The 21,256-nt window shown below is 65.5% G+C and carries 16 protein-coding genes; 1 reads left to right on the plus strand and 15 read right to left on the minus strand.

Features of this window, described 5'->3' with window-relative positions; all coding sequences use genetic code 11:
* Positions 1 to 41 precede the first annotated feature (41 nt).
* From LU684_RS14700 to LU684_RS14755, 12 genes are all read right to left on the minus strand, one after another.
* Positions 42 to 1,454 carry an aldehyde dehydrogenase family protein gene (locus LU684_RS14700; RefSeq protein WP_210668716.1) on the minus strand — a complete coding sequence of 471 codons (1,413 nt, stop codon included), beginning with the start codon at positions 1,452 to 1,454 and terminating at the stop codon, positions 42 to 44.
* Positions 1,447 to 2,637: a pyridoxal phosphate-dependent aminotransferase gene (locus tag LU684_RS14705; protein WP_095115448.1), complete on the minus strand. Its 1,191-nt coding sequence runs from the start codon at positions 2,635 to 2,637 to the stop codon at positions 1,447 to 1,449. Before LU684_RS14705 ends, LU684_RS14700 begins: the two co-directional genes overlap by 8 nt.
* A 24-nt stretch (positions 2,638 to 2,661) precedes the next feature.
* Positions 2,662 to 3,891, minus strand: coding sequence for an alanine racemase (gene alr, locus LU684_RS14710; protein ID WP_016487566.1), 1,230 nt, complete (start codon positions 3,889 to 3,891; stop codon positions 2,662 to 2,664).
* Between the two features lie 34 nt (positions 3,892 to 3,925).
* Entirely contained in the window at positions 3,926 to 5,533 is a 1,608-nt protein-coding gene (locus LU684_RS14715) for a 5-guanidino-2-oxopentanoate decarboxylase (RefSeq protein WP_232894765.1), read from the minus strand.
* A complete protein-coding gene (locus LU684_RS14720; RefSeq protein ID WP_232894766.1) occupies positions 5,526 to 7,643 on the minus strand; it encodes an acetate--CoA ligase family protein in 2,118 nt (705 codons plus the stop codon). The genes LU684_RS14715 and LU684_RS14720 overlap by 8 nt, the downstream gene beginning before the upstream one ends.
* Before the next feature lie 17 nt (positions 7,644 to 7,660).
* Positions 7,661 to 8,821 (minus strand): acyl-CoA dehydrogenase family protein, encoded by a 1,161-nt coding sequence (locus LU684_RS14725; RefSeq protein WP_232894767.1) that lies wholly within the window; start codon positions 8,819 to 8,821, stop codon positions 7,661 to 7,663.
* A 32-nt stretch (positions 8,822 to 8,853) separates the two neighbouring features.
* The gene (locus tag LU684_RS14730) at positions 8,854 to 9,648 is read right to left on the minus strand and encodes an enoyl-CoA hydratase/isomerase family protein (protein WP_232894768.1); all 795 of its coding nucleotides are present in this window, start codon (positions 9,646 to 9,648) and stop codon (positions 8,854 to 8,856) included.
* 342 nt (positions 9,649 to 9,990) lie between these two features.
* A complete protein-coding gene (locus tag LU684_RS14735) occupies positions 9,991 to 11,397 on the minus strand; it encodes an amino acid permease (RefSeq protein WP_060517352.1) in 1,407 nt (468 codons plus the stop codon).
* A 196-nt stretch (positions 11,398 to 11,593) separates the two neighbouring features.
* Positions 11,594 to 13,846: an ATP-binding protein gene (locus tag LU684_RS14740; RefSeq protein WP_102689022.1), complete on the minus strand. Its 2,253-nt coding sequence runs from the start codon at positions 13,844 to 13,846 to the stop codon at positions 11,594 to 11,596.
* The gene (locus tag LU684_RS14745; protein WP_232894769.1) at positions 13,843 to 14,628 is read right to left on the minus strand and encodes a substrate-binding periplasmic protein; all 786 of its coding nucleotides are present in this window, start codon (positions 14,626 to 14,628) and stop codon (positions 13,843 to 13,845) included. The genes LU684_RS14740 and LU684_RS14745 overlap by 4 nt, the downstream gene beginning before the upstream one ends.
* Positions 14,625 to 15,341 (minus strand): response regulator, encoded by a 717-nt coding sequence (locus tag LU684_RS14750; RefSeq protein ID WP_016487574.1) that lies wholly within the window; start codon positions 15,339 to 15,341, stop codon positions 14,625 to 14,627. The genes LU684_RS14745 and LU684_RS14750 overlap by 4 nt, the downstream gene beginning before the upstream one ends.
* A gap of 74 nt (positions 15,342 to 15,415) precedes the next feature.
* Positions 15,416 to 16,060 carry a TetR family transcriptional regulator C-terminal domain-containing protein gene (locus LU684_RS14755; RefSeq protein WP_016487575.1) on the minus strand — a complete coding sequence of 215 codons (645 nt, stop codon included), beginning with the start codon at positions 16,058 to 16,060 and terminating at the stop codon, positions 15,416 to 15,418.
* A 102-nt stretch (positions 16,061 to 16,162) separates the two neighbouring features.
* On the opposite strand from LU684_RS14755, the gene LU684_RS14760 reads away from it, so the two are divergent.
* The gene (locus LU684_RS14760; protein ID WP_024717575.1) at positions 16,163 to 16,909 is read left to right on the plus strand and encodes an enoyl-CoA hydratase-related protein; all 747 of its coding nucleotides are present in this window, start codon (positions 16,163 to 16,165) and stop codon (positions 16,907 to 16,909) included.
* A 165-nt stretch (positions 16,910 to 17,074) separates the two neighbouring features.
* On the opposite strand, the gene LU684_RS14765 is transcribed toward LU684_RS14760, so the two are convergent.
* From LU684_RS14765 to LU684_RS14775, 3 genes are read right to left on the minus strand one after another with little or no spacing between them, the layout of a single operon-like run.
* A complete protein-coding gene (locus LU684_RS14765) occupies positions 17,075 to 18,130 on the minus strand; it encodes a lipocalin-like domain-containing protein (RefSeq protein WP_102689024.1) in 1,056 nt (351 codons plus the stop codon).
* A complete protein-coding gene (locus LU684_RS14770) occupies positions 18,120 to 20,573 on the minus strand; it encodes an ABC transporter permease (RefSeq protein WP_232894770.1) in 2,454 nt (817 codons plus the stop codon). Before LU684_RS14770 ends, LU684_RS14765 begins: the two co-directional genes overlap by 11 nt.
* On the minus strand, positions 20,573 to 21,238 hold the full coding sequence (locus LU684_RS14775; RefSeq protein ID WP_060517345.1) for an ABC transporter ATP-binding protein: 666 nt from the start codon (positions 21,236 to 21,238) through the stop codon (positions 20,573 to 20,575). The genes LU684_RS14770 and LU684_RS14775 overlap by 1 nt, the downstream gene beginning before the upstream one ends.
* Positions 21,239 to 21,256 lie beyond the last annotated feature (18 nt).

Below are 21,256 nucleotides of genomic sequence, written 5' to 3' on the forward strand. Positions count from 1 at the left end.
ACATTCTCCTTACACAAAACAGGTTGTCTTGCAGCGGTGGCTCAGCACTGTACGGCTTTCACCTCGACGAACTCCGCCAGGCCCTCTTCGCCCCACTCGCGGCCGTTGCCCGACTGCTTGTAGCCACCAAACGGCGCCCGGTAGTTGAACCCGCCCCCGTTGATGAAGCACTGCCCGGCCCGAATCTGCCGCGCCAGCGCCAGGCCGTGCTCGCGGCTGCCCGCCCACACCGCGCTGGACAGGCCGAACGGCGAGTCATTGGCCAGCGCCAGCGCCTGGGCCTCGTCGGCGTAGGGGATCAGGCACAGCACCGGGCCGAAGATTTCTTCCTGGGCAATGCGCATGCGGTTGTCGACGTCGGCGAACAACGTGGGCGCCACGTAGAACCCGCGCTCGAAGCCGCCGCTATCACCACCGCACAACAAGCGCGCGCCCTCCTCCTGGCCCTGGCGAATGTAGTCGAGCACCGTGCGCCGCTGGCCTGCCGAACACATCGGCCCGAGAAAACTGGCCGGGTCACGCGGGTCGCCCATGACCAGTGCGCGGGTTTCGGCCTCGGCGATTTCCAGCGCCTCGGCGTAGCGGCTGGCCGGCAGCAGCATACGGGTCAGTGCCGTGCAGGTCTGCCCCGAGTTGATCATCACGTCCTGCACGCCATGGCGCACCGCAGCGTGCAGGTCGGCATCGGCGGTAATCAGAAACGGTGATTTGCCACCCAGCTCCAGGCACACCCGCTTCACCGTCGGCGCGGCCGCTTGTGCCACCCGGACACCGGCACCGGTTGAACCGGTGAACGACACCATGTCCACCTGCGGGTGCCGGGCCAGGGCCTCACCCACCTTTGCCCCCGGGCCGCTGACCAGGTTGAACACCCCGGCCGGCAGGCCGATGGCGTCGATCATTTCGGCCAGTAAAAACGCGTGCAACGGCGTTTCCTGGCTGGGCTTGACCACCACCGTGCAGCCGGCGGCCAAGGCCGGCGCCAGCTTGCCGATCATCTGGTGCAGCGGGTAATTCCATGGGTTGATGAAAGCGCACACGCCAACGGCCTCACGGTACACCATCGAATTGCCGACTTCGCGCACCTCATCCATCAACCCGGTCAGTTCGGCGTACTGCGCAAGCCCCACAATCGGGCCTTCGACCTGCACCGCCTGGCACCACTGCACCGGCATGCCCAGTTCGTCGGTAATGGCCCCGGCCATTTCCGCCGCGTGGCATTTCAGCTGCACCACCAACGCCTGGATGTACCCTGCACGCACACTGGACGGCGTGCGCGACCAGCCAGCGAAAGCCCGCCGCGCCGCCATCACTGCCCGCTCGACATCCGCCTCGCCACCCAGTGGTACCCGGCCAATGGCCTGCTCGGTGGCCGGGTCGATCACCTCAGCCATACCCTGCCCACTCGGCACCTGCCAGGCGCCATCGATGTACAGCCGCGCATACTCACGCATGGCCGTACTCCCGTTTCAGCTCGTCGGCACAGCGGGCGATGCGCTGGCAGGCATCGACCAGCGCCGCATCGCCCAGCACCAGGCCCAGGCGGATATGCCCGGCAGCACTGGGGCCGAACGCTTCGCCGGCGAGTACCGACACGCCCTGGCGGTCCAGCAGGCGGTCGGCAAAGGCCTGGGCACTTACGCCGGTCTCACGGATATCAACCATCACGAACATGCCACCATCGGGCTTCAGTGCCTTCAGGCCCGGGCAGCCGGCCAGCTGTTCGCACACCAGGTCACGGCGCTGGCGGTAGGCCTCGCGCATGGCGGCCAGCTCGGGCAACGGCTGCTCCAGCGCCACCACAGCGGCGTCCTGAATGAAATCGGGCGAGCCATACAACATGCACAGGGCGAGGTTTTCCAGGTGGGCGGCCAGCTCGGCCGAACCCACTACCCAGCCCACCCGCCAGCCGGTCATGGCATGGGACTTCGACAGGCTGTTGAGGGTGGCGGTGCGTTCGGCCATGCCCGGCAGGCTGGCAGGGCTGACATGCTCGCCCTCGTACAGCAATTCGCTGTACACCTCGTCAGAGATCAGCCACAGGTCGTGGGCGATGCACAGTTCGGCCAGTGCTTCCCAGGTAGTACGGGGCAGGCTTGCCCCCGACGGGTTGTGCGGGCTGTTCAAGGCCAGCGCGCGGGTGCGCGGGGTGATGCGCTCGGCCACGTCTTGCGGGCATACCCGAAAGCCGTTTTCCGGCTTGACCGGCACCGGCACCACCTTGGCCCCACAGGCACCGAACACCGCCTCATAGGTCACATACATCGGTTCGGCGACAAGCACCTCGTCGCCTGGGTCCAGTACGCACTGGGCCACGCAGTACAGCGCGCACTGGGCCCCTGCCAGCACCGTCACCTGGTCGGCGTCGACGGCCTGACCGCTACGCTGCTGGTGGCGCCTGGCAATGGCCTGGCGCAGGGCCAGCTTGCCGCGTACATCGGCGTAATGGGTGTGACCCGCCTGCAGGCTGTCGATGGCCGCCTCGACAATCGGCGCGGGGGTGTCGAAGTCCGGGTCACCCACCGACAACAGCAGGATGTCCTTGCCTTCGGCCTGCAGCGCCAGGGCGCGGTAGTGGATGTCCCAGGCCGCAGCCCCGTCGCCGGCGATGCGTTGGGTGAGCTTGGCGTAGCGCATGGTAATCTCCCTTCTTTGGCGGTTTCAGTCGACGAGGATCTTCGGGTTGGAACTGCCCCACACGGTGTACAGGTCGGCCAGCAGCGCGCCGTTGATTTCTTCCATCTCGGCCTGGGTGATTTCGCCCCCGGCCTGCTTGCCGAACAGCACCACTTCGTTGCCGCCCTTCACGTCCGGGAAGTCGGTGACATCGACCATCAGCGTGTTCATCGACACCTTGCCCACCACCGGTATGCGGTGGCCGTTGATCAGCACATGGCCCTTGTTGGTGAACACCCGGCGATAGCCATCGGAATAACCGACGGTGATGTTGGCCAGGCGCGAATCACGGGCCAGGGTGAAGGTGCGGTCGTAGCCGACGGTGTTGCCGGCCGGGTAACTGTGCACCGCCGCCACGTGCGACTTGAACTGCATGGCGCGTTGGTACTCGGTGCGCGCCGGCACGGTGTCACCGAACAGCGCGCCGCCGGTGCGTACCATGTCCAGGCGCGCCTCCGGCACCTCCAGGGTAGCGAACGAGTTGGCGGCGTGCAGGGTGAGCTTGCTGCGGTCGAGCTTCGCGTGCTTGATCAACCAATCGGTCTGCTCGTTGAAGGCCGCCAGGCCCTTGCGGACATCGTCCTTGTCTTCGACGGCGAAGTGGGTCATCAGCGCAACCAGCTTGAGGTGCTTCTGATCGGTGATCTGCAGCGCTTCGCCACGGCCGGACCAGGTCGCCATCTCCACACCGTTGCGGCTCATGCCACTGGAGTTGAGCGCCATATGTATGCGCAGGGTCTTGCCGTGGCGTGCGGCGATGGCATCGACCTGGCGGGCAAATTCGGCGCTGCCGACCAGCTCTTCCATGTCGTACTGCAAGGCATCTTCCAGCTCGCTGAGGCTGGCCAGGCGTACCCGCACCAGTTGCCCGGTGAAGCCACTGGCGCGGACCACGCGGGCCTCCTCGTTGCTGGCCACCGCCACGCAGGGCACGCCCTGGGCAATGATAGACGGCATCACCAGGCCGATACCGTGGCCATAGGCGTCAGCCTTGAGCACGGCGCACAGCCTGGACTTGCCAGCCAGCTCGGCCTGCAGGGTGCGGATGTTGTGTTGCAGGGCGCTGGCGCTGACTTCGACCCAGGCGTTGCTGTTCTGCACGGTCAGGGCGTTGGTGCCATTGTCCATCGACAGCGGAGGTGCGGCATACAGGGGGGCTTGACCGGTGATCAGCAGGGCCAGGGATGCGGCCAGCAGGGTGCGGCGAAATGGCATGTCGGTTTCTCTTGTTCTTGTCGTTGTGCGCGTCTTAACAGACGCAGGTGTGTTTGAGTTCGATGAAAGTAACGCCGGGGGTGGCGAAACCACTGGCCAGGTCGGCCTGCAGCGCGTCCAGGTCACGCGGCTGGCGCACCGCGCAACCAAAGGCACGGGCCAGGCCGATGAAGTCCGGGTTACGCGGCAGCACGCCGACCGGCTCGATGTTCAGGCCGAGCATGTCATCGCGGATCTGGCCGAGGGCGTCGTTGTTCCACAGCAGCACCACCAAAGGCCGGTCCAGCTCCTCCACGGCAGTGGCGAGCTCCTGGGCGGTATAAAGAAAACCACCGTCGCCCACCAGCACCAGGCCCGGGCGGTGGCCGGTGGCAAGCATGCCGCCGATGCCGGCCGGCAGGCCGTAGCCAAGGGTGCCGTAGCCAGTGGGGTGCAGCCAGCTGCGCGGCGCCCGGCTGGCGAAAGCGTAGTTGCCGGTGTAGGCCAGTTGGGTCATGTCGCTGCTGATGAACGCCTCATCGGGCAGCACGGCGGCGATGCGGTCCAGAATGGCCTGATGCGTGGCCTGCAACGGTGCATGCCCGGTGCGGATGGCCTGGCGCAACTGGCTGACCGCTTCGCTGGCCTGAGCCGGGTCCCGGTCGAGTGCTGGCAGGTGTTCGAGCAAGCCGGCCAGGGTTTGCCGGGCATCTCCCGGCAAGGCAATGGCACAGGGGTAGAAGTCGTTGAACTTGCGTGGGTCGATGTCCACCCGCAGCAGCTCGCCAGTGATTGGCAGGCGCTCGCGCCAGAAGTCGGTGTCGGCCATTTCGGTGCCCACTGCCAGCACCACATCGGCTTGGCTGATCAACTGCCAACCAGGCTCCACGCACAGGCTGGAACCCGCATTCAATGGCGCCTGCGCCGGCAGCAGGCCCTTGCCGGCCACGCTGGTGAATACTGGTGCGGCCAGCCGGGTGCTCAACTGCGCCAGCTGTTCAGCCGCGTGCAGCGCACCGCCACCGGCGATGATCATTGGCCGCTTGGCCGCTGCCAGCTTCAGGGCAGCCTGGTCGAGGGTTTCGCGGCACGGCTGGCCACGCTCGGGGCGGCGTGCCACCTCATCGCTCCAGTCACGGCTGACGGGTGCGGCCAGCACGTCCAGCGGCACCGAAATGTGCACCGGGCGCGGCCGTTCACTGTCGAAGACGGCCCAGGCACGGGCAATCAGCTCGGGCAGGTCGTCGCCACGCAACGCCACCGCCGAAAATGCGGTGATCGGCGCGGTCATGGCACGTTGGTCCTGGGTTTCGTGCAGGCAGCCCCAGCCCTTGCCCAGGCTGGCGGTATGGTTGACGCTGGAAATCACCAGCATCGGAATGGAATCGGCATAGGCCTGGCCGATGGCGGTGGCGGCGTTGGTCACCCCCGGGCCGGTGATGACAAAGCACACGCCCGGCTTGCCGCTCACCCGCGCATAGCCGTCTGCCATGAAACCGGCGCCCTGCTCATGGCGGGTAAGCACATGGCGGATACCGCTGCCCGGCAGGCCGCGGTACAACTCCAGGGTGTGCACACCCGGGATACCGAACACGGTCTGCACGCCATAGTTGGCCAAAAGGCGCACCAGTGCCTGGCCGGCAGTCAGGGTAAGGTCATTCATGTCGTTCTCCTTGCGCTTGGCCGAGGCGGATCAGCGCGTCGACCGCGAGGGTGCCGTGGGCACCGACCATCAGTGGGTTCACATCCAGTTCCAGCAGTTGCCCGGCGTTTTCGCAGGCATAGTCGGCTACCGCGCGGATGGCTGCGACCAAGGCGTCCAGGTCGGCGGCCGGCCGGCCACGGAAACCTTGCAGCAGGCTGGCGCTGCGCAGGCTCAGCAACGCGGCGCGGATGGCGCTGTCGGTAGTGGGCAGCAACAGGCTGACACTGTCCTTGAGCAGTTCGACCAGCACGCCACCGGCGCCGATTACCAACGCCAGGGCAAAGTCGTGTTCACGTTTGATGCCCACTATCAGCTCGGCCAGTGGCGGCGCGGCCATGGGTTCGAGCAGTATCTGGTCGAACGCTACCTGTGGGGCATAGGCAGCGATACGCTGGCGCATCTGTACCAGTGCAGCCTCCAGGGCAGCGGCATCGCGCAGGTTAAGTGCCACCGCACCGGCTTCGGTCTTGTGCGGCAGTTGTGCGCTGACCGCCTTCAGTACCAGCGGGTAACCTACGCGGGCGGCATCCACCACAGCGCGCTCGGGCGTACTCAGCACACCTGCCGGCACCGGCAAACCGAAGGCGCGCAGGGCTTGCTTGGCTTGCCATTCGTCCAGCAAACGGCCTTCGCCCGTGACGGCTTGTTGGCACAGCGGTACCCGCGCAGCCTCGCCTTGCTCCAGCAACCGTTGACGGTTGCGTTGGTAAGCGACGATGCGGCCCCAGGCCGCCAGGCCGTCTTCCACACCCTGCAGGGCGGCGATGCCTCGGGCATGCAGGCGCTCACGCGCACTGGCAGGCAGCAGCTCCGGAAAGGCGGAGGTGACAAAACCGATCTTGCCGTGACGCTCCAGCGCGTCGCAGTAAAGCGCCAGCAGCAAGTCGCACTCCTTGCGCTCGCCAGTGAAGGCCGCCGGGTAGTCCAGCACCAGCATGGCAGCATCGGCCGCGCCGCTCAGGGTGCTGTCGAGCATACGTTGCAGGGCAGCTTCATCGCCCCAGATGGCAGTGGTGAAATCCAGTGGGTTGACCAGGTTGGCATAGGCCGGCAGCACTTCGGCCAGTGCCGTCACTTGGCCTTGTTCAAGCTTTGGCAGGTGCAGATGGTTGCGTTCGGCATAATCGGCAATCAGGCCCGCATCGCCGCCTGAACAGGCCAGCGCGATCAGTTCGCCCTCTGCCGGCAAGCGCCCGCAAGCGGCGGCCTTGAGCGTTTCGACAAAGCTCACCGGGCCGCTGACGCGGATCACGCCCAGGCGCTGGAACAGGCTGTCGTACAGAGCATCGGAGCCGGACAACGAGCTGGTGTGGCTGAGCGCCAGTTCAGCGCCGATCTGCGACACACCCGTCTTCAGGGCAATGATCGGCGTGCCCTGCTGCAATGCCTTGTAAGCGGCGCGTGCAAAACCCGGTACGTTCTTCACGCCTTCCAGGTGCAGCCCGATGGCCGTTACCCGTGGGTCGTCGAGCAAGACGTCCATCAACTCGGCCACCCCCAGTTGCGCCTGGTTGCCGACCGAGGCCATGTAGGCCACCGGCAGCGAGCGGTCACTCATGGACAGGTTGTAGGCGAAGTTGCCGCTCTGGGTGAGGATCGCCACGCCCTTCTCCACCGGCTTGCCGCCGTGGGCCACCGGCCACAGGGCGGCACCGTGCAGGTAATCGAGCAGGCCATAGCAGTTGGGGCCGAGCAGGGCCATGTTGCCGGCCGCAGCGAGCAGGCGCTGCTGCAACTGGCGGCCCTCTTCGCCGCTTTCGGCAAAGCCGGAGGCATAGCAGATGGCACCACCGGCGCCACGCGCGGCCAGCTCGGCAACGCACTGCAAGGTCAGCTCACGGTTGGTGGCGATGAACACTGCGTCCGGGGCATAGGGCAAGTCGCCCACGTGTGCCACGCAGGGGATGCCTTCGAGGCTTTCATGCTGAGGGTTGATCAGCCACAGCTCGCCGCCAAAGCCACCTTCGGCGCAGCGCTTGAGCGCCCGCGCCATGCTGCGCCCGCCAACGAAGGCCAGGTGCCGGGGCGCCAGCAGGCGCTTGAGGTTGTCACGAATCGATTGCGACATGGGTGTTCTCCTGGCGCTCAGCGCAACAGCGGGCGCAGCAGTTCGCGGGCGATGATGTGCCGCTGGATTTCCGAGGTGCCCTCCCAGATACGCTCGATACGCGCGTTGCGCCAGATGCGCTCGACCGGCCCTTCGTCCATCAGGCCCATGCCGCCGAAGATCTGCACGGCTTCGTCGGCCACCTTGCCCAGTACTTCGCTGGCAAACAGCTTGGCCATGCCGGCTTCACCGTCGGTCATGCTGCCCTGGTCCATCTTCCAGGCAGTGTGCAGGGTGAGCATTTCGGCCGCGCGAATCTGCGTGGCCATGTCGGCCAGCTTGAACGACACGCCCTGGTAGCTACCGATGGCCTGGCCGAACTGCTTGCGGTCGGCGGCCCACTGCAGCGACAGGTCCAGGGCACGCTGGGCCTGGCCCACGCAGTTGGCGGCGACCATGACCCGGCCCGCGGTCAGCCAGGCGTTGGCCACTTCCCAGCCCTTGCCGACTTCGCCCAGTACATTGCTGGCCGGCACCCGGCAGTCGTCGAAGAACAGCTCGTAGGTGTGGTAGCCCCGGTTGCTCACGCACTTAGGCCCGCGGCGGATGGTCATGCCCGGTGTGCCGCGGTCGACCAGCAGCGCCGTGACCGCATTGCGCTTGCGCCCGTTGTGCTCGTAGGTGTCGGTGACCGCGAAGACAATGGCAAAATCGGCGTGGCCGGCGTGGCTGATGAAGTGTTTGCTGCCGTTGATGACAAAGTCATCGCCCTGGCGCACGGCGCGGGTCTTGATGGCATTGGCATCGGAGCCGGCGCCCGGTTCGGTGAGGGCGAAGCAATCGGTTTTTTCACCCTGCACGCAAGGCAGCAGGTAGTCGTTGATCTGCTCGTCCTTGCAGGCCATGAGGATTTTCGACGGGCGTGCGACAAACACGTGCAGCGCCCAGGACACCTTGGACAGCTCACGTTCGATCAGCGCCTGGGACAAGTAGTCCAGGCCACCGCCGCCGACTTCCTCGGGCATGTTGAAGGCATAGAACCCGGCGGCGATGGCCTTGCCACGGATGTGTGCGGCCAGCTCTGGCGACACGGCATCGGCGCGGTCCACCGCTTCCTCATGGGGCGCCAACTCCTTGGCAACAAAGCTGCGTACCGCTTCCACCAACATTTCTTGTTCTTGGGTCAGTTGGAAATTCATCTGCAAAGGTCCTGATCAGGGTCGGTATCGGGTTACTGGCCGATAAAACGGGGGGCGCGGCGTTCTACCGAGGCTTGCAGCGCCTCGGCGCCATCCTGGCTGCGGCCACACAGCAGGCCCGCCTGGCGCTCGGCTTCCAGCTGCTCGGCCAGGGTGCGCCGGGCGCCATCGCGGATCAGCTGCTTGGTCTGCGCGTAGGCGAACGTTGGGCCATTGGCCAGGCGCCCGGCCAGCTCGGCAGCCACGGCGGGCAGTTGTTCGTCGGCGCAGACTTCACTCACCAGCCCGGCCGCCAGGGCGCGCTCGGCCCCCCACAGTTCATCGAGAAACAACAAGCGCTTGGCCTGCTCGCTGCCGATCAACCGTGGCAGGTGCCAGCTGGCGCCGGCATCGGGGCTGTAGCCCATGCTGGTGTAGCCGGCCTTGAAACGCGCAGAGGCGGCGGCGACACGCAGGTCGCAGCACAGGCTCAGGTCCATGCCACCGCCCACAGCGGTGCCGTTGATGGCGGCGAGGGTGGGCTTGTCGAGGCTGTGCAGGCGCAACATCAGGGCGTGGGCGGTTTCGGTCCAGCCGTAGCTTTCCAGGGTGCCCGCGGCTTGGGCAGCAGCCCACTCGGCCAGGTCGGCGCCGGCGCAGAAGCTGCGACCACTGCCGGTGAGCACCACCACGCGTACCGCCGGGTCGCTGTTGTGGCTGTCGAGCAAGGCGTGCAGTTGCTTGAGGGTGGGGATGTCCAGCGCGTTGCGCTGCTCTGGGCGGTTGAGGGTGATCCAGGCAACGCCGGCTTCGACCTTGCTCAACAGTGACGACGACGGAATGGTCATGGGGGGCCTCGGTGTTGTTGTGATGGTTTTGGGAGGGCTTGATGAGGGAGATACTAAACGAGTGTTCAACAAGGCGGCAATTGGCGGAAAAATGGCCTGTAACATCACTCGAAAGCAACCTAACCTATTGTTTCAATAGTGATTTTTTTAAACTTGTGAGGGTTAAATCCGAGGTGGTTGTTACAACTTTGTACAACTGTGGGATTGCCGGGGGCGCTTTGCGCCCCTTTCGCGACACAAGGCCGCTCCCACAGGGTCTTTCACAGCGTTCAAGTCTGCGTAGTACCTGTGGGAGCGGCCTTGTGTCGCGATGGGCCGCAAAGCGGCCCCGGCAATCGTGAATCAAACGCCAGGCGCGCTGGGCTCGAAGGCGCCCTGCCGGCGGCGGTTGACGATGAAGTACGCCGCGTAGCACAGGGCAATGAAGCCAAAGCCCCAGTACAGCGACGGTCGCTGGGTTTCATCCAGCGCCAGGAACACGAACAGCGAGCTGCACAGGGTGATGCACAGCAGCGGCACCAGCGGGTACAGCGGCGCCTTGTACTTGAGGTCCTGCAGTTGCCCACCTTCACGCAGGTAGGCCTTGCGGAAGCGGTACTGCGCGAGGGCGATCACGATCCAGGTCACGGTGCCAGACATGCCGCTCACCGCCATCAGCACCATGAACAGGGTGTCGGCGGCAATGAAACTGGTCATCAGCGACACCAGGGCAAAGCACAGGGTGATGCTCAGCGCCCGCAGCGGTACGCCGCGCTTGCTCAGCGGTGCCAGGCTTTTCGGCGCCATGCCGCTCTTGGACATCGCCCAGAGAATGCGCGTAGAGGCATACAGCCCAGAGTTGCCCACCGACAGGATGGCGGTAAGGATGACGAAGTTCATCACGTCGGCAGCAAAGGGGATGCCGACCATGTCGAATACCTGCACGAACGGGCTTTCCATCAGGCCGGCCTGCTCGAACGGCACAATGGCCGACAGCACGGCAATCGCCAGCACGTAGAAAATCAGCACGCGGAACACCACGTTGCGCACCGCCCGCGGGATGCTTTTTTCCGGGTGCTCGGTCTCGCCGGCCGCCACGCCCATGATTTCGCAGCCCTGGAAGGCATAGACCACGGTCATCATCACCGCGAACACCGCCGACAGGCCGTGGGGGAACAGCGACTCGCCCACCAGGTTGTCCAGCATTGGCGCCGGTGCCCCGCTGCTCAGCGGGATGGCGCCGAATATCACCAGCAGGCCGATGATGATGAAGCCAAGGATGGTCGCCACCTTGATGCCCGAGAACCAGTACTCGGCCTCGCCAAACGCGCGAGTGGCCAAGGCGTTGAGGCCGAACAGCACCACCACGAACAATGCCGACCAGTACCAGATCGGCACTTCGGGGAACCAACGGGTCATCAGCATGCCGGCGGCGGTGAACTCCAGGCCCACAGTGGTGGCCCAGCTCATCCAGTACACCCAGCCAATCATGAAGCCGGTGGCCGGGCCGATGAACTTGGTGGCGTGGGCCTGAAAAGAACCGGACACCGGCATCTGCACCGACAGTTCGCCCAGGCACACCATCACCAGATACATCAGCAAGCCCGCCACCAGATACGCCAGGATCGCGCCCACCGGCCCGCCCTGATTGATGGTCACGCCCGAGCCCATGAACAGGCCGGTGCCGATTACCCCGCCCAGCGACAGCATGAAAATGTGCCGGCTTTTCAGGGCGCGGGTGAGCTGGATTTTTTCGTGGTTGTCAGTCATGGCGCACCTCGCCATTGCGGCAGGTACGGGGGGCGGTACAAAGGAGGGGCTGAGCGCTACGGCATGTCATTATTCTTGTCTCCAATAAGCCTCATGGACCGCGTGCAACACGGTTGCCATGGATTATTGGAAACGGATGTAAGGTGCCGTTGTACGAACGGATCGAAGATGTAAAAAGTCGTAAGTTTTTTGTACGTCAGCTCTGGATCAACCGTTCCAGCGTGTCGCGGGCCTGGCCGAGCTGGTTTGCCAATGGCTCGGCGAGGGCGTTCAGCGCCTGCCCGTCATGCTGGCGGGCTGCATCCTCCAGGCGTCGCAACAGCGCAGCCAGGCCAGAAAAACCCAGGGAGTCGCAACTGCCGGCGAGGCGATGGGCCAGGTGCAGCACTTCGGTAAAGTCCTGGGCCGTCAGCGCCTCGGCCAACGCCGTGGCGTGCTGCTCCAGGGACTGGCGCAACACGTTCAACAGACCCTGCAGCTTCTGTGCGCCCAGCAGGGAGCGGTGAGTGGCCAGCAGCGACCAGTCCATGTTCGCGTCATTACCGGCCTCTTCGGTCGGCGTTGCGTCGGCCAGCGCCTGGCGCAGGTTGGCCAGGCGCAGTGGCTTGGCCAATACACCTTGCATGCCGGCCTCCAGGTAGACTGGCACTTGCCCCGGTTGAACGCCCGCGGTCAGTGCCACGATCCTGCTGTGTTGGTTAGGCCCAGGGGTGGCGCGAAGCTGCCGGCACAGCTCCACCCCGCTCATGCCGGGCAGGTGAACGTCGAGCAGGATCAGGTCGAAGCGCTGCTGTGTGCACACTTGCAGGGCCTGCCCGGCATCTTCGGCAAAGCTCACCCGGTGGCCATCACGCACCAGCAAACCGCCGGCCACGTCCCGGTTCAGCGCGACGTCCTCGACCACCAGGATATCCAGGCTGGCGCTGGCCCCCTGGGCGGGGTCAAAGGGCGAAACCGGCTGCCCAAGGGCGATGTCGAGTTCGAACCAGAAGCAACTGCCCTGCCCTTGCACACTGTCCAGGCCAATACAGCCTCCCAGCTTTTCCACCAGGTGTTTGCAGATTGCCAGGCCCAGACCCGTGCCGCCGTAGCGCCGGGCCACAGCCTCGCTGGCCTGGACAAAGCGGTCGAAGATTTTCGCCTGTACGGCCGGCTCGATGCCGATGCCGTTGTCACTGACCGACAGCCGCAGGCGCTGCGCGGTCGCATCACTGGCCAGCACCTGCACCTTGAGCCGCACCTGGCCGTGCTCGGTGAATTTGATGGCATTGGCCAACAGGTTGCTGAGCACCTGACGCAGGTACTGTTCGGCGCCGTGCTGGTAGACGGCCAATTGCTCATCAACCTCCAGGTGCAGCGTGTCGCCGTTGTCCACGGCCATGGGTTCGAGCAGCGCCAGCACCTCCTGGCACAATTGGCGCAGCGAAAAGCCGACCCGTTCGGCGCGGCTCTCACCTTCTTCTAGCCGGGCGAAATACAGCACTTCGTTGAGAATCGCCAACAGCCCCTCGCCGGCCTTGTACAGGGCCTCCACGCGCTGGCGATCGGCTGCTTCCAGCCGGCCACCGCGTAGCAGCTCGGCCATGCCCAGAATGCCGTTGAGCGGGGTGCGCAGCTCGTGGCTCATGGTCGCCAGGAAGCGCGACTTGGCCAGGTTGGCGGCCTCAGCGTCATCCTTGGCCCGGGCCAGGCTGGCTGTACGTCGTTCGACCATGGCCTGCAGTTCGTCGCGCTTGTCTTGCAACGCCAGGCGGTCGCGCTCGCGGCGCTCGATGTCGCTGAGGATGGCGCGGCGCATGTCGTCCAGGGCATGGGCCACGGTGTCAATTTCATCCGGCCGCGCCGAGCGGCGGCGCCCCAGCCGCAGCGGCTCCTGCCACTGCCCGGCGCCAATACGCCGGGCGAACTCGGCCATCACTTGCAGGTGGCGGGTAACCAGGCGATAGAACAGGCCCGACAGCGCTACCGCCAGGCCACACAGGAACACGCCCATCCACAGCAGGCTGGCAAGGCCCGTGGCGTACAGCCGACGGTGCACCGCACCCAGGTCGATACTGACCTCCAGCTCGCCCAGGTGCCTGGCCGGCCCCGTGGGGGGCTGATAGTCCAGGGGGAAGCGCTCGATGCGCAGCGGCCCTTTGGGTTCAGCCTCCCCACGTAGCAGCTGAAAATCGTCGCTGACCAGGCGCACCCGGGCCACATCGGAAAAATCCACCAGGCCGCGCAGTTGTGTGTCCAGCTGCGCCTCGTCCAGGTCCCACAGGCTGCGTTCCAGGCTGGCCAAGTAGCCGGCGCGGATCAACGCCATGCGGGCCTCGATGTCGCGCATTTCGCGGCGGTATTCGAAGTACAGCTGCACGCCACTGGCCAGCACGGTGAAGCACAGGCTGAACAGCAGGATGAACCGCAACAGACGGCGCAGCAGGCCATCGGTGTGCAGGCGTATCATCGGGCATCTGCCGGCAGGTTGATCATGTCGCGGTAGGTGACTTCGCTCTGCTCCAGCCAGCGCGCGATTTCGCCAGCCTGGTTCATGCGCCGCAGCTGCGCGTCGATTTCGTCCATGTGCTGGCTGAGGGGTGATTGCCTGGACACGGCAACGCGCAGGTAGTCCACGCTCAGTGCTCGGGGCAATACGCGGATGTCCTGCGCCCCGGGCAGGTGCTCGATAAACAGCTGGCCAGTGCGCCGCTCCTGGATGACGTAGTCGATGCGCCCGCGCATCAGCTTGCCAAAGTTCTGCTGGCTGGAAGACACCCGTTCGATGTTCTGGTGCCGGGCGACGAAGCGGTCGAATTCGGCGCCGTAGCTTTCGCCGTACAACAGGCCGCCACGGTAGCCGGCCAGGTCTTCCAGGCGCTGGAAACTGACCGGCCGCAGGCGGTTGTAGAACACCGCGACTTCTTCGCGTACCACCGGCTCCGTGGAAAAGCGCATGCGCTGGTCCCGCTGATCGCTGTCGTAGGCCAGTACCACGTCCACACGCCCGGCGGCGGCGTCCATCAGGCAACGCTTCCAGTTGCCCAGCACCACGGTCTGCACTGGGTAGCCCATGCGGGCGAACAGTTCGCGCACCACGGTTGGCGCCAGGCCACGCACCTGGTGGCCGTCGCTCCAGGACATCGGCGGGTACACCGGGTAATCGCAGTAGCGCACCGTCTGCGCTGCGCCGGCCGGCACGGCGAGCAACGCCAGCACCATCCCCCAGGCACGGCGGGCGCGGTGGATCATGCGGCCACGCTGGCAGTGAACAGGTAGCCGGTACCGTGAATGGTGATGATCAGTTGCGGCTCGGCCGGGTCATCGTGCAGCTTGCGCCGCAGGCGGCCGACCAGCACATCGATGGAGCGGTCGTTGGGCACCCACTCGCGGTTGCGAATCTGGTCCATCAACTGGTCGCGGCTCAGGGTATGGCCGCTGTTACGCAGGAACACGCTGAGCAACTGGAACTCACCGTGGGTGAGCAGGGTTTGCCCCCCGCGTGGATCGATCAGGCGACGGCGGTCGGTGTCCAGCGCCCAGTCGGCAAACTGCTTCAGCGACTGCGCGCAGGCCGGTGCCGGTTGCGCTTCGCGGGCATGGCGCACGCGGCGGATCAGGTTTTTGGCGCGCGATACCAGCTCACGGGGGTTGAGCGGTTTGATCACGTAGTCATCAGCACCACATTCCAGCCCGACAATGCGGTCGATGTCGTCGTTACGGCCGGTAATGAGGATGATGCCCACCTCCGAGCGCACGCGCAGTTCGCGGGTCAGGGTGAGGCCGTCCTTGCCAGGCAGGCGGATATCCAGCAACACCAGGTCGACGTCCTGGCTGCCGAGCCAGGCTTCGGCCTTTTCCGCCGTATCGGCGCAGTGCACGTCATAGCCTTCCTGGGACAGATAGGCCTGCAGCAAGTCACGAATAAGCGGATCGTCATCGACGATCAATACCCGAGGCGTCATTGCGTGTTGTCTCTTTTTTATTGGTGTTGTTCTACACACTCGCGCCAGCAGCGTACTCGTTACTGAACAGACGATCAACAGCCCTCGGGCAGGCTGAAGCGCCGCCGGCCGCCGGCCTGCAGGCCATCGACCCAGGCTTCGCAGATAATCACGCCTTGCTCGGGGGTGAAGGTGCCGGGGTTAAGCCCTGACTCCAGCCACAGGCCATCGAGCAGGGCACTGAGGCTGATGGCCGCGAGATCGGCATCGAAGCCCTGCCAGCCCTCCTGCGTGGCCAGCTCGGCCAGCAACCGGCTCAGTTCCTTGCGGTACTCGCCATAGGAATGGTCATGCACCTGGTTGATCGCGTCGGCTGTCTTCACCGCGCCCCAGAAGGCCAGCCAGGCGTCGAGCAGTTGCGGGTCGAGCAACTCTGCACAGAACGAGGCGCGGAAAAACGCCGACAACCGCTCGCGGGCATTGGGCGCAGCCTGCGCCATGGCGTCACGCAGCAGCCCCATCACCCGGCCGGTGACGGCCAGGTAGGCTTCGGCCACCAGTTCATCCTTGCCGGCGTAGTGGTGGCTGATCAGCCCCACCGAGACACCGGCCTCGGCCGAGATCTTGCGGATCGAAGCCCCCTGGAAACCATGGCGCTTGAGGCACACCAAGGTCGCTTCGACCAGGTTGGCCTTGCGTAATTCCGGCAGCATGCGGTGGTAGCGGGCTTCCTGGCTCATCGGCAGTTCTCGGTTCCAGTGCGGGGCTGAACGACTGTACAACAAGCCGGACTGCGTGATAAACCCTTGGCACTCCCGCCCACAACAACAAAAACGGCTGCCATGAACGACCTGATCACACGCGAGCTGGACCAAGGCCTGCTGACCCTGGCCTTCAACCGCCCCGACAAGCTAAATGCCCTGAACACCGCCATGTACCAACAACTGGGCGACTTGTTGCTGGCGGCGGGTGAAGACCCTGCTGTGGATGTCATCATCCTCACCGGAGGGCCGCACTGTTTCACGGCTGGCAACGACCTGCGCGACTTTCTCGACAACCCGCCCACTGACCTGGACAGCCCGGTGTTCCGCCTGATGCGGGTGGTCATGGGCCTGGACAAGCCGCTGATCGCGGCAGTCAGTGGCGCAGCAATCGGCATCGGCGCCACCTTGCTGTTGCATTGCGACCAAGTGCTGGTCAGCCGCTCGACCAAGTTGCGCATGCCTTTCGCACCGTTGGGAGTGTGCCCAGAGTTTGGCTCCAGCCTGCTACTGCCCCGCTTGCTTGGCCAGGCCCGCGCCGCCGGCCTGCTGCTGGGTAACGCGTTGCTGGATGGCGAACAGGCAGTGGCCTGGGGGCTGGCCAATGAGCTGCATGAAGATGGCGAACAGTGCCTGGCCGCAGCGCGCAAGCTGGCGCAGCAGCTGCAAAGTTACCCGCAGGCGGCATTGCGCATCAGCAAGCGGCTGATCAAGGACAGCCAGCGGGCGGAGCTGGAGGCCACGGTGGCGCGTGAAAGCCAGTTGTTCATCGAGTGCTTGCGCACCGACGAAGCACGCGCCGTGTTACGGCGGCTGATCAAAGACTGAAACGATGACGCGTCCCTTGTGGGAGCGGCCTTGCGTCGCGAAAGGGGTGCGCAGCGCCCCCGGGATTTGCGCCTCGCCGCAGAATTGCCGGGGCCGCTGTGCGGCCCTTTCGCGACACAAGGCCGCTCCCACAGGGTGGGTGCATGATCGCGGGAATGTGTTGCACTAGTAGCCTGTCATCTCCAGATACCCGCGCCCACCCGCACTCCCGCTCAACCGCACCGGTCCTTCCCAGTAAGGGAACCGCGTATCCATCCAGGCCCGTGGTTCCACCGCCTCGACCTGCACATCCACCCCCTGCGCCGGCACCTGCACCCGCCAGTGCGTCGGTACCTGCTTGCCATTCTTCTGCTCGGCCCAGGCCAAGGCCTGCAACTGAACCTGCGCGCCCAGCAGCGCGACCACTTCACCGTGCGGGCCAACCCACGTGCCGGCGCGGTAGGCATCGCCCTCAGCCTGACGCACCTGGAACACCATCAGCCTGGCACCATTGTCCAGGTGCAGGGAAAACCAGTCCCACCCCGTTTGCCCGGCCGCCAGCGGCTGGCTGCTCCACTCCCGGTCGAGCCAGGCCTGGCCGGTGACCGCGATGCACATGCCTTCACGTTCCACTTCCCCGCGCACCCGGTAAAACGGCTGGCTGTAATAGTACGAGGCCTGCCCCTTGCCGGATTTCTCGCTGTAACCCTGATCGCCATGCAGCACCAGGGGCCGATCACTGCGCAAACGCAAGTCGTAGCGAAAGCCTTCGCCACCGGCAACCATGTGCAGGCTTTCGATACCCCCCCTGCCCTGCAATGACCAATCATTGATCCACGCCCGGAACGGCTGGGCCTGCACACCAGCCTGGCCGATACCGCCACGCGCCAGGGTTTCGCCAGACTGGTGACCACCCGGCCCGGTCAGGGCCGCGTGCCCCATCCACAGGTTGGGGCTGTTCCAGTCGGTGGTTTCAGGGCCGGGGCGCAGGGCCGAGCGGAACAGGGTCCACTGGGCGCCCCAGTCACGCCCCTGGGCGTCCTTGAGGTTGGCGGTGACGTACCACCATTCGATGCGAAAGCCATCGTGTGCGCCATGGTCACGCGGGAATTCCAGGCGATGCGCGCGGACCACCTGGCTGAAACCGTCCGCCTGCTGCCCCAGCCCGGCATAGCTTTGTGGCGCCGGCGGGTCACAAGCGCATAGCAGGCCGCATAGCAACAGCAAGGTGTTACGCTTCATCGGCAAACGGCCTCAACAATTCGCGGGGCTGGCGGCGCGCCAGTTGCCACAGCGGCCAGGCGCTGGCCAACAGGCTGGTGAACAAACCCAGCGCGGCCAGTTGCAGCAACTGCACGGGGAAAACATAAAGCGGCAGGCGCCAGCCGAACGCCTGCACGTTGACCACCGCCACCAGGCCCCAGGCCAGCAACACCCCCAACGGGATTGCCAGCATTACCGTGAAACTGCTCAGCATCAGGGTCTGCCCCAAGCTCAGCCACACCAGTTGCCTGCGCTGCACACCCAGTGCCCACAGGGGGGCCAGCTGGCTCAGCCGCGTCTGGCCCAACGTCAGCAAGTTGATGAACAGCGCCACGCCGGCCACGCCAAGCGTGAGGCTGTTGAGCGCGGCGGTGGCGGCGAAGGTGCGGTTGAACACTTCGGTGGACCAGCGTTTCAGGCTTGCCTGCTCCACCACGCGGCTGTCGTCCAAGGCGAAGTGCTGCTGCAACGCTGCCTTGATGACGGGCAATTGTTCAGCGGGCAGATCAACGCTCAACCCGGTCAGCGTTGCCTGCGGCCATTGCCTGCGCAACCAGCTGGCATTGACCAGTACGTGCCCCTTGGGGTTACCATAATCGGCATAGATCCCCACCACCGTCATGGCCTCTGAAGGCAGCGCCAGGCGATCGCCCAGTTGCAGCTTCAGGCGCCTGGCCAGCTGTTCGCTGAGCATCACCGCATGCCCGCCGGCCAACGTTTCCCAGGCGTGAGGCTGCTGCTGCAGCAACGGCCAACGCTTGAGGTAGACCGGGTGATCGACGATGCCCTGAAGCTGCACTGGCCAGCCCTGCAACTGCGTTTCTACACGCCAGCCGGGCAGCACCACACTGGCTGCCGATTGCTGCCCTAGCCATTGCGCAATTTCCAGACCCTGGGCGGTATCCCGAGGGCTGACGTACAGGTCGGCAGACAGGCGCAGGTCCAGCCAGCCGACAAAAGTCTTGCGAAAGCCTTCGGTCATGCTGCCCACGCCGACACTGGCAGCCAACGCGAGCAACAGTGCCATCAACGCCAAACTCAGTGCCGGCAGTTGCTGGCGGCTATCGGCGACGAACCATTGCGCCAAAGGTCGCCGGCAATACGGCGTCAGCAAGGCCAGAGCCCGGTCGAGCAAGGCCGGCAACAACAGCGCCGCCGCCAGCAACAACCCAGCCAGCATGGCAAACGCGCTGGCCAGGCGGTTACCCAGCAGGCCGCAGCCCAAGGCCAGCAGCAACAGAACGCACGCTATGCAAGCCTGGCGCCTCAACCATGGCCCCTGCGCCAGCCGCCAGGCCTGAGGCTGCGCCAACGCCAGTAATGGCAACCGGGCAGCACGCAACACGCTGCCCAGCCCTGCCAGCAATGCCCCCAGCACGCTCACAAGCACCCCCACCAGCCACCACCACGCGGGCAGGCTCAGGGAACCGGCAACCTGGGCGCCGTACAGGCCGCGCAAACTGGCTGCCACATCGGGCAATAACCACGCCGCCAGCACATACCCGCTGGCCACGCCGGCCAGCCCGCCCAGGACGGCGAACAGACCCAGCTCCAGCATCAAGGCGCACAGCAGGGTGTTCAAGCTGACGCCACAGGCGCGCAGATTGCGGATCAATCCACGCCGCTGTTCTAGCGCCAGACCGATTGCGGCATGGGCGATAAACAGGCCTACGACGAACGCCAGCAGGCCGAGAGCAGTCAGGTTGAGGTGAAAGCTCTCAGTCAGCCGCTGCAACCCGCCGTCGTCCTGTTGCGGTTGCAGTTCGAGGTAAACCGCAATATCAGCAGGCAGCGGCCCTGGCTTGCCGGCCACCAGCAATCGCGACAACTGCCCAGGCGCGTGCAGCAACCGCTGGGCATGGCCGATATCGACCACGATCACGCCGGGCGCCAATGCAGGCTGCAGGACCATGGGTGGCAACAGTTGCCCTTCGCTGTCGCGCACCGCTGCCCCACGCTCTGCGCCCAGTTGCCGCAAGGTGTCTGGCGCGGCCCACGCTTGCCCGGGCGTGCCGATGAACGCCTGCACATCGAATGCTTGCGGCTGCACACCGGCAATGCTGCTGGCTGGCGGCAGGCTCAAAGGGTCGATGCCCAGCAGGCGCACGCTGCGCGCGGGCTCCCCAGGCAAACGCAAGCGCCCTTCCAGCACGGGCATTACTGGCCAACCCTGCTTGCGCAATTGCACGTAAAGCCCTTGGTCGAAGCGCTCACCGTTGCGCGGCACTAGCTGCGCCTGCAGCGGCCCGGCCAGCACGGCACTGGCCCGGGCGTAATCGCTGCGTGCCTGGCTGTTCAGCGCCTGCACGCCCGTCCACAGCGCCGTGGCCAGCCACAGCCCGGTGAAGATGCTGAAAAACTGCACACGATGGCGCCGCCAATGGCTGAACAACGCCAACAAGGCCAGCGACAAAAGCCTCATCACCCCAACTCTGGCTGAACGCGGCCGGCCTGCAGCTGGCAACGCCGCTGCAAGCGTGCCGCCAGCCGGGGGCTGTGGGTCACCATCAACACACCGCTGCCGGCCTCGGCGACCAGTTCCAGCAACAGGCTCAGCACCTCATCGCTGCTGGCTTCGTCAAGGCTGCCGGTGGGTTCGTCAGCCAAAAGCCAGGCCGGGCGCCCAGCCAGCGCGCGGCCGATGGCGACCCGTTGCTGCTGGCCACCGGACAACTGCTCTGGGTAGCGCGCCAGCAAACCTGCCAAGCCCAACTGCTCTGCCAGGTAAGCCACCCATTGTGGGTCATGCCTGCCCGCCAGCCTGGCCTGAAAGGCCAGGTTCGCCGCCACGTCCAGGCTGCTGATCAGGTTGTATTGCTGGAACACCAGCCCAATCCCCTGCCGTCTCCACTGCGCCAGGGACGCCTCCGAACGGCCGTCGAGCGGGACGTCATCGATCAGGATACGGCCGCTGTCGGCACGGTCCAGGCCGGCAATCAGGTGCAGCAACGTGCTCTTGCCGCTGCCCGACTCGCCCATCAGCGCCAGGCTGCTGCCGCGTGCCAGGCGCAGGTCCACACCCTGCAGAACAGGGAGCGGGCCTTGGGGGGTGAGGAATGATTTGTGGAGCTGTTCGATGGCGAGCATCGACGGGCCTTTATGGTA

The organism is Pseudomonas sp. NMI542_15 (assembly GCF_021283425.1).
Taxonomy (GTDB): domain Bacteria; phylum Pseudomonadota; class Gammaproteobacteria; order Pseudomonadales; family Pseudomonadaceae; genus Aquipseudomonas; species Aquipseudomonas fortuita.

What these genes read in the sequence shown, in the direction of transcription:
- LU684_RS14760 (WP_024717575.1), top strand. Translation starts at nt 16,163, where the DNA reads ATGAACGACCTGATCACACGCGAGCTGGACCAAGGCCTGCTGACCCTG.
- LU684_RS14720 (WP_232894766.1), bottom strand. Translation starts at nt 7,643, where the DNA reads ATGTCGCAATCGATTCGTGACAACCTCAAGCGCCTGCTGGCGCCCCGG.
- LU684_RS14745 (WP_232894769.1), bottom strand. Translation starts at nt 14,628, where the DNA reads ATGATCCACCGCGCCCGCCGTGCCTGGGGGATGGTGCTGGCGTTGCTC.
- alr (WP_016487566.1), bottom strand. Translation starts at nt 3,891, where the DNA reads ATGCCATTTCGCCGCACCCTGCTGGCCGCATCCCTGGCCCTGCTGATC.
- LU684_RS14735 (WP_060517352.1), bottom strand. Translation starts at nt 11,397, where the DNA reads ATGACTGACAACCACGAAAAAATCCAGCTCACCCGCGCCCTGAAAAGC.
- LU684_RS14715 (WP_232894765.1), bottom strand. Translation starts at nt 5,533, where the DNA reads ATGAATGACCTTACCCTGACTGCCGGCCAGGCACTGGTGCGCCTTTTG.
- LU684_RS14725 (WP_232894767.1), bottom strand. Translation starts at nt 8,821, where the DNA reads ATGAATTTCCAACTGACCCAAGAACAAGAAATGTTGGTGGAAGCGGTA.
- LU684_RS14765 (WP_102689024.1), bottom strand. Translation starts at nt 18,130, where the DNA reads ATGAAGCGTAACACCTTGCTGTTGCTATGCGGCCTGCTATGCGCTTGT.
- LU684_RS14755 (WP_016487575.1), bottom strand. Translation starts at nt 16,060, where the DNA reads ATGAGCCAGGAAGCCCGCTACCACCGCATGCTGCCGGAATTACGCAAG.
- LU684_RS14775 (WP_060517345.1), bottom strand. Translation starts at nt 21,238, where the DNA reads ATGCTCGCCATCGAACAGCTCCACAAATCATTCCTCACCCCCCAAGGC.
- LU684_RS14770 (WP_232894770.1), bottom strand. Translation starts at nt 20,573, where the DNA reads ATGAGGCTTTTGTCGCTGGCCTTGTTGGCGTTGTTCAGCCATTGGCGG.
- LU684_RS14740 (WP_102689022.1), bottom strand. Translation starts at nt 13,846, where the DNA reads ATGATACGCCTGCACACCGATGGCCTGCTGCGCCGTCTGTTGCGGTTC.
- LU684_RS14750 (WP_016487574.1), bottom strand. Translation starts at nt 15,341, where the DNA reads ATGACGCCTCGGGTATTGATCGTCGATGACGATCCGCTTATTCGTGAC.
- LU684_RS14705 (WP_095115448.1), bottom strand. Translation starts at nt 2,637, where the DNA reads ATGCGCTACGCCAAGCTCACCCAACGCATCGCCGGCGACGGGGCTGCG.
- LU684_RS14700 (WP_210668716.1), bottom strand. Translation starts at nt 1,454, where the DNA reads ATGCGTGAGTATGCGCGGCTGTACATCGATGGCGCCTGGCAGGTGCCG.
- LU684_RS14730 (WP_232894768.1), bottom strand. Translation starts at nt 9,648, where the DNA reads ATGACCATTCCGTCGTCGTCACTGTTGAGCAAGGTCGAAGCCGGCGTT.